Below are 6064 nucleotides of genomic sequence, written 5' to 3'. Positions count from 1 at the left end.
CCAGGCGACCGGCCTCCGCGGCTTCAACCAGAACAACCAGGCGACCGGCCTCCGCGGTGGCTTCAACCAGAACAACCAGGCGACCGGTATCCGCGGTGGCTTCAACCAGAACAACCAGGCCACCGGCAATGCGGGTGGGAACCAGAACAACCAGGCCACCGGTAACGCGGGTGGGAACCAGAACAACCAGGCCACCGGTAACGCGGGTGGCAACCAGAACAACCAGGCCACCGGCAACGCGGGTGGGAACCAGAACAACCAGGCCACCGGCAACGCGGGTGGGAACCAGAACAACCAGGCCACCGGTAACGCGGGTGGGAACCAGAACAACCAGGCCACCGGCAACACCGGCGTCAACCAGAACAACCAGGCCTCGTAGTAGTGGTCTCTGCACCGAACCGCTTCGGCAAAGTGAACTCGCCACCCAGGAGAGTGGCGAGTTCGCGGATATCCTCGCGGCCCCTACTGTCCCCCTCCGGGGGGTTGCCGAAGTCCGGCGACGAGCCGGCGCAGCCGCTGTGTGGGGCGGAGCCCCAACTCGTTGCGGAGGCGCCACGCGTAGCGTTCGAAGTGGTCCAGCGCCTCAGCCAGGTTGCCCTCCGCCAGGTGGGCGCGGATCAACGAGACCTGGCTGCTCTCCCGCAGTGGATCTGCCTGCACGGCTGTATGAGCGGCCGTCACCGCTCCGGCGAACTGCTCGGCATCAATGAATTCTCCGGCCAGTTGCTCGAGGGCATGGAGTCGGAGCTGGCGCCATTTCTCCGCCTCCAGCAAGACCCACTCGTCGTACCATCCGGGCAGCAGATCGGCGGAGAGCTGGTCGACGGTCGCCGCATTGAGGCCGAGGTCCTCGGCCGGAACGCAGGGGTCGAGTATGCGTTGGGCGAGCGACCGGGCGTGGTGCAGGTCGACGCTGACCTCCCGCGCGAGGCGCACCTCGGTGGGAGAGATGTCCAGCGCTTTCCGGCCCAAGCCGTGCAGACGTGTCAGCGCCGCCCGAAGGTTCGTGTGCGCCTTCTGCTCCGACACCTCGGGCCAAAGGTTTCCGGCGATCAAGGACCGGGGGACAGAGACGCGGTAATGGTAATTGAGCGCGATGAATGCCAAGAGTCGCTTCGAGCCTACCGGGACGGCTACCGAGACATCGTTGACCACGAGGTCGAAACCGCCAAGGAGGGCTATGTGTACGGATGGCTGGCTGTTTTCGGACATGGAAAAGGCAGCGATATCATCAGGGCTCATTGCTGTGTGATCGCTTGGGATCCGTCGCCCCGGGCGCCCGCAGACTGGCGGCGCCGCCATTCCCCAAGGATCCGCGATCTCCACACCTCCCAACAAATCCATGCTGCTCCGCCCGCCGAGGATTGTCTAATCGTCCAAAGTGGCCTATGGAGAGCGCTCTGGGTGTGGGCCGCTGACCTCTTACGGGCACCGCAAGCATGCCGGGACGGAGTCTGACGAGGTGGAACCACGAGGTGGAACCGGTGAAGGCTGCGCAACACGACCGTGCCGTCACTGAATGACTTCCCCTGCCGCGAGCCGGTGATCCGCAGAGCGAAGCGGCCCTTGTCGAGAAGTACGGGGTATCGCGTGGCTCGGTTCGCCGTGCCGTGCGTGAGCTGGAGACCGCCGGCCACGTCGAGGCGCGACACGGGGTGGGCCGGTTCGTCAGTTCTCCTTCCTGAACTCCCGATTGCCTCGGAGGCATTGGACAATGCAGCTGGCCAAGTAGGCACATGGCCTTGCTGAGTCAATGTTGGCTGACAGCCCGCCGCGGCGGCGGTGCGGGCTCACTCTCAGTGGGTCTGTTCGCAGGCACTGAAACCTGGCGCCGGGTCTACTCGCAGGCACTGAACCTGGCGCCGACGTTGGGCGAGAACGCCGAGCTGTTGGCGGCCGCAGCCATTGCGCACGACATCGGGTATGCCCGCGCCGCCGTGGACACCGGACAGCACATGACCGAGAGGGGACGGTACTTGAGCGCCGTCGTTGGGGCTGACCCGCGGCTGTGCAGCCTCGTGGCCTTCCACACGTCCTCCTGATGGGAGGCATCCGAACTCGGGTTGGACCATGCGCTCAGCGAGTTTGGATCCGCCGAACCCGAGTTGGCGGACGCGATCGCGCGATCACCTTTTGCGACCTGACCAGTAGTCCGGCCGGGGACCTGGCGGACTACTGGTGAGCAACTCTCCTAAGTGCTGGAGCGGTACGGTCCCGAGCGCGTCGTTTTCCGGGCGGGACCAGCGGCCCGGCCCGAACTCATGGCCAGGGTGGCCCGGGTACGGCGGCGGCGTGCCAAGGCGGTGGTGGCGAAGCTCAGCTGATCAGAAGGACCGCGTTAAGGAACCCCTCTTCGCGGCGTCGACGCGTGGTCCGCGAGATGTCGAGAGAGTCCAACTCTGCTCTGGGGACCCACCGCACTGCGAAGAATTCTGAACTCACCTTGACCTCACCGCCGGCCGGGCCCGAAAGGGCCGTACCGTCCTATCGGCGGGAACGGCTCTATCAGAGGAACTCGGCACTGCGCTCGACCCGCCACGTACGACTACGCCGGCGCCGTGCTCTGGAACAACCACGCCGGGCCCCTGTGGCGTTACGTGACGATCTACCTTCCGCGCGAGCTGGCTGCCCGCGTCGGGATCACCCAACGAGAGCTGAAAGAGCAACTGCGGATCTCCTACGGCAAGGTGGCCGAGTACCAAAAGCGCGAAGCCATCTACTTCCACGCCGTGATCCGACCCGACGGACCCGACGGACCGAACACTCCGCCCCGGCCTGGGCACCGTCGACGTGCTCGACGATGCGCTCAAGGCTGCCGCCGCCCGTGCCCGGATCGAGATCCCCGCCGTGCGACCAACCGGCCCGCGTCCCCCGCTGGGGCAACCAGCTCGATGTACGGCCCTTCGTCGCCTTCGGCGCCGGCGAAGACCTCACCGGACGGCCTCTACCCCGATCGCAAGCTCTGGGCCTGGGCCCACATGCTCGGCTTCCGCGGCCACTTCTCGACCGAGTCCCGCCGTTGCTCCACCACCCTCGGCGCCTTACGGCAGGTCCGCGCCGACTACCGCGCCGCCCGACAACGAGCAGCCCTCGGCCTGCCAGACCCCGACGACGACCCCGAGGCGACCACGCTCACCCTTGCCCACTGGGCCTACGCCGGCCACGGCCACACCCCCGGCGAATCCTGGTTCGCCGCCAACATCCGCCGGGACATCGCCCAAAACCGTGAAATCGCCCGTGAAGAATGCGCCGCTTTGGAAGGAGCCTGAGGTGAGGGACGTACTGATGACCGTGCCGGAGATCCTCGACGAGCTCGGAGGGATCTCGCGACGCACCTTCTACCGGTGGCGCGAACTGGGACTTGTTCCTGTGGCGTTCAAGCTTCCGAACGGAGAGCTGCGGGTCCGGCGAAGCGATTTCCAGACCTGGCTGCGAAAGCTGGAGGAGGCTGCGTGAAGTCCCTCGACGTCAAGGTCTGGAGCGTTCGGAAGAGGGACACCAAAACGCCGTCCTACGGAGTTCGCTGGTACGTGGCGGGCAACGTCTTCTCGGATACCTTCCGCACCAAAGCCCTGGCCGACCACTACCGTTCGAAGCTCATGCGGGCCATGCGTGAGGGGGAGGAATTCGACTCGGAGTCCGGCCTACCGGCCTCCCTGGAAGAGGAGAAGACCAGTCTCACCTGGTACAGCTTCGCTCTCCGCTACCTCGCCATGAAATGGCCGCACTCCGCCCCGAACACCCGGGACGCCATTAACGAGTCGTTGACCAGTGTCACCCTGGCACTCCTCGACGAGCGCGCTGGCCGCCCGTCCGATGCGGCTCTGCGTCGTGCCTTGAGGAACTGGGCCTTCCTCCTGCCTGGCCCCGACTCTCGGGATGTTCCGGACGACGTTCTGAACGTGCTGCACTGGGTTGCCAAGGCGTCCCGGCCCTTGGCAGATCTGGCCGACGCCGCGGTGGCCCGGCAGGTCCTCGACTCCCTGAAGCTGCAGCTGCCGAGACCGTGCGGCGCAAGCGGCGAACCCTGGTCAACGCGGCCAACTACGCGGTCGACCTGGGGGAGCTGCAGGAGAACCCGATCACGGCCGTCCGCTGGCAGAAGCCCAAGGTGTCCAATCAGGTCGACCCGCGCATGGTCGCCAACCCTGAACAGGCACGTAATCTGCTCACGGCCGTCTCCTACGTCGGCGGCTACCGGCGAGCCCGTGGCCGGCGCCTCGTCGGCCTCTTCGCCTGCATGTACTTCGGCGGCTTCCGCCCGGCTGAGGCGGTCGGCCTTGCTGAGGCAGACCTCGACCTGCCGGACGCCGGTTGGGGCTCCGCGCTTCTTCACCGGACCCGACCCTCGGTCGGTAGGCAGTGGACCGACACAGGGGAGACCCACGACGACCGTGGGCTCAAGAACCGCCCCACCGACGACGTCCGGCGCCTACCGATCCCGCCTCAACTCATCGTCGTGCTCCGCGAGCACCTGGACACCTTCGGCACGGCCACCGACGGGCGGCTCTTCTTCAGCGAGAAGGGAGCCGTCGTGTCCTCCTCGACGTACTACCGCGTCTGGCAGGAAGCCCGCTTCTTCGGGCTCCCCACCGCGGTGGCAGCCTCGCCGCTCGCCAGTCGGCCGTATGATCTCCGGCACTCCGCGCTCTCCACGTGGCTCAACGCCGGCGTCGACCCCACCGAGGTAGCCGAGCGTGCCGGTAACAGCGTGGAGGTCCTGCTCACCCGCTACGCGAAGTGTCTCGACGGTCGTCACGAGGTGGCCAACCGGCGCATTGAGGACCTGCTGCGCGAGTACGAGTGACACCGATTTCGTCAACTGAGGCCCCTGGCAACTAGTCCAGGGGCCTTGTCACTTCTCATCGGATCTAGTGCCGCATCAGGCAACGTTCGCCCTGCCGATGGCTACTCTGACGACGTGGCCGATGAAGAGGACAGTGGGAGCGGCTCGATCCGACGCCCCTCGTGGGACCACCCGGTAGTGTCCACCGTCGCGCTGGAACTGGGCGGCCTTGCTGTCTCCGGGTTGGTCGCTCTGGTGGGGTGGCCGTTCGGGTGGCTGCCCGACACTGGTTTCGTCCTCATCGTGACGGGCCTGATCGCGATCGGGCCTGCGGTTGAGTTGTACCGCGGGGCGGGCCCGCCGCGTCGGCTAGCTGTTGTCGCCGCTCTCCTTGCGCTGGCAACGGTGAGACTGCTCGTGGCTGCAGCAGTGAACTGGGCCTTTCCTGCGCTGGCTGATCCGGGCGTCGGTATCCTCGTCGGCTACCTTGTTGCGTTGCCCATCGGCGTGGCTGTGTTGGCTTGGTTCCTCACCAGGGCGAACGTTGCCTGATGCGGCACTAGTTCAGTGGGTAGCCGATCTCCGCGAGATCCTTGGCGAGATCGGCCACGGTGATCTCTGAGTTCAACGCGTTGACGACTGAGTCGCTCAGAGGACGGGAAGCGAAGACATGGGACACGGCCTCCAATGCGACCGGACGTTCGTAGTAGTCCTCGGCCCACTGCTGGAACGCTTCCGGTGAGCGGTCCACGAGCAGTTGGAAAAGGTGCCCCGCGCCGTCAGGGTCGTCCGGCTGCTCGTCGGGGTAGTTGATCGTTCCTGCCTTCCAAGAGGCATGGTCTGTCTCTCGCCACATGCATGCTGTGACGACGGGCATCCCGTCCTCGTCGCAGAACGCCGGCTCCTCGACGCACGGTCGAAAGACGTCGGGAACCTCGTCGAGCACCCCCGGCCAGGGCCCGTCTTCTGTGTAGGGGCTCATCGGTGCTTCGTGCGCGAACCCGCGAATGTACGCGCCGGCGGGGGAGAAGACGATCGAGAACTCGTCGCCCGACCCGTTCCGCATGGAGGCCAGCGACTCCGTCTCGGACCATCGGTCGTTGAAGGAGTAGTACCGGTCCTCCCACTCAGGGCTCAGGATGGCGTCCAGCACAGACAAGGAACGGCAGTGCTCGCGGAGCACGGATATCTCGGGCATCTGCCGAGCAACGTCTTGAACGGTCACTCGCTCATCCAAGCGCACGCCTCTGACATGCCCGGTTCCTGTGACGGGAGGCC

At 66.1% G+C, this 6064-nt stretch carries 6 protein-coding genes and 2 pseudogenes; 6 read left to right on the top strand and 2 right to left on the bottom strand.

Translation table 11 applies throughout. The features are described from left to right. Positions 1–462: 462 nt before the first annotated feature. Positions 463–1212, bottom strand: a complete 750-nt coding sequence (locus CG723_RS25875; RefSeq protein WP_100595992.1) for an AfsR/SARP family transcriptional regulator — start codon at positions 1210–1212, stop codon at positions 463–465. 317 nt (positions 1213–1529) lie between these two features. On the opposite strand from CG723_RS25875, the gene CG723_RS25870 reads away from it, so the two are divergent. The 6 genes and pseudogenes from CG723_RS25870 (at position 1530) to CG723_RS25845 (ending at position 5338) form a co-directional block, all read left to right on the top strand. Continuing rightward, positions 1530–1685, top strand: coding sequence for a GntR family transcriptional regulator (locus CG723_RS25870; protein WP_100595991.1), 156 nt, complete (start codon positions 1530–1532; stop codon positions 1683–1685). Positions 1686–1799: 114 nt separating this feature from the next. Continuing rightward, the gene (locus CG723_RS25865; RefSeq protein WP_100595875.1) at positions 1800–2042 is read left to right on the top strand and encodes an HD domain-containing protein; all 243 of its coding nucleotides are present in this window, start codon (positions 1800–1802) and stop codon (positions 2040–2042) included. Between the two features lie 469 nt (positions 2043–2511). After that, positions 2512–3269 (top strand): annotated as a pseudogene (locus tag CG723_RS25860) (replication initiator); the annotation flags it as partial. A gap of 16 nt (positions 3270–3285) precedes the next feature. Further along, positions 3286–3456, top strand: a complete 171-nt coding sequence (locus tag CG723_RS25855) for a helix-turn-helix transcriptional regulator (protein WP_199841899.1) — start codon at positions 3286–3288, stop codon at positions 3454–3456. Next, positions 3453–4807, top strand: a pseudogene (locus CG723_RS25850) (tyrosine-type recombinase/integrase). The gene CG723_RS25855 and the pseudogene CG723_RS25850 overlap by 4 nt, the downstream one beginning before the upstream one ends. A 114-nt stretch (positions 4808–4921) precedes the next feature. Continuing rightward, positions 4922–5338 carry a hypothetical protein gene (locus tag CG723_RS25845; RefSeq protein ID WP_100595873.1) on the top strand — a complete coding sequence of 139 codons (417 nt, stop codon included), beginning with the start codon at positions 4922–4924 and terminating at the stop codon, positions 5336–5338. A 7-nt stretch (positions 5339–5345) separates the two neighbouring features. Here the strand turns inward: CG723_RS25845 and CG723_RS25840 are convergent, their stop codons facing one another. Further along, on the bottom strand, positions 5346–5984 hold the full coding sequence (locus CG723_RS25840) for a hypothetical protein (RefSeq protein WP_234374515.1): 639 nt from the start codon (positions 5982–5984) through the stop codon (positions 5346–5348). Positions 5985–6064: the final 80 nt, after the last annotated feature.

The sequence above is a fragment of the Streptomyces sp. CB01635 genome (assembly GCF_002803065.1).
Taxonomy (GTDB): domain Bacteria; phylum Actinomycetota; class Actinomycetes; order Streptomycetales; family Streptomycetaceae; genus Streptomyces.
This window is presented reverse-complemented; position numbering and strand designations above follow the sequence as displayed.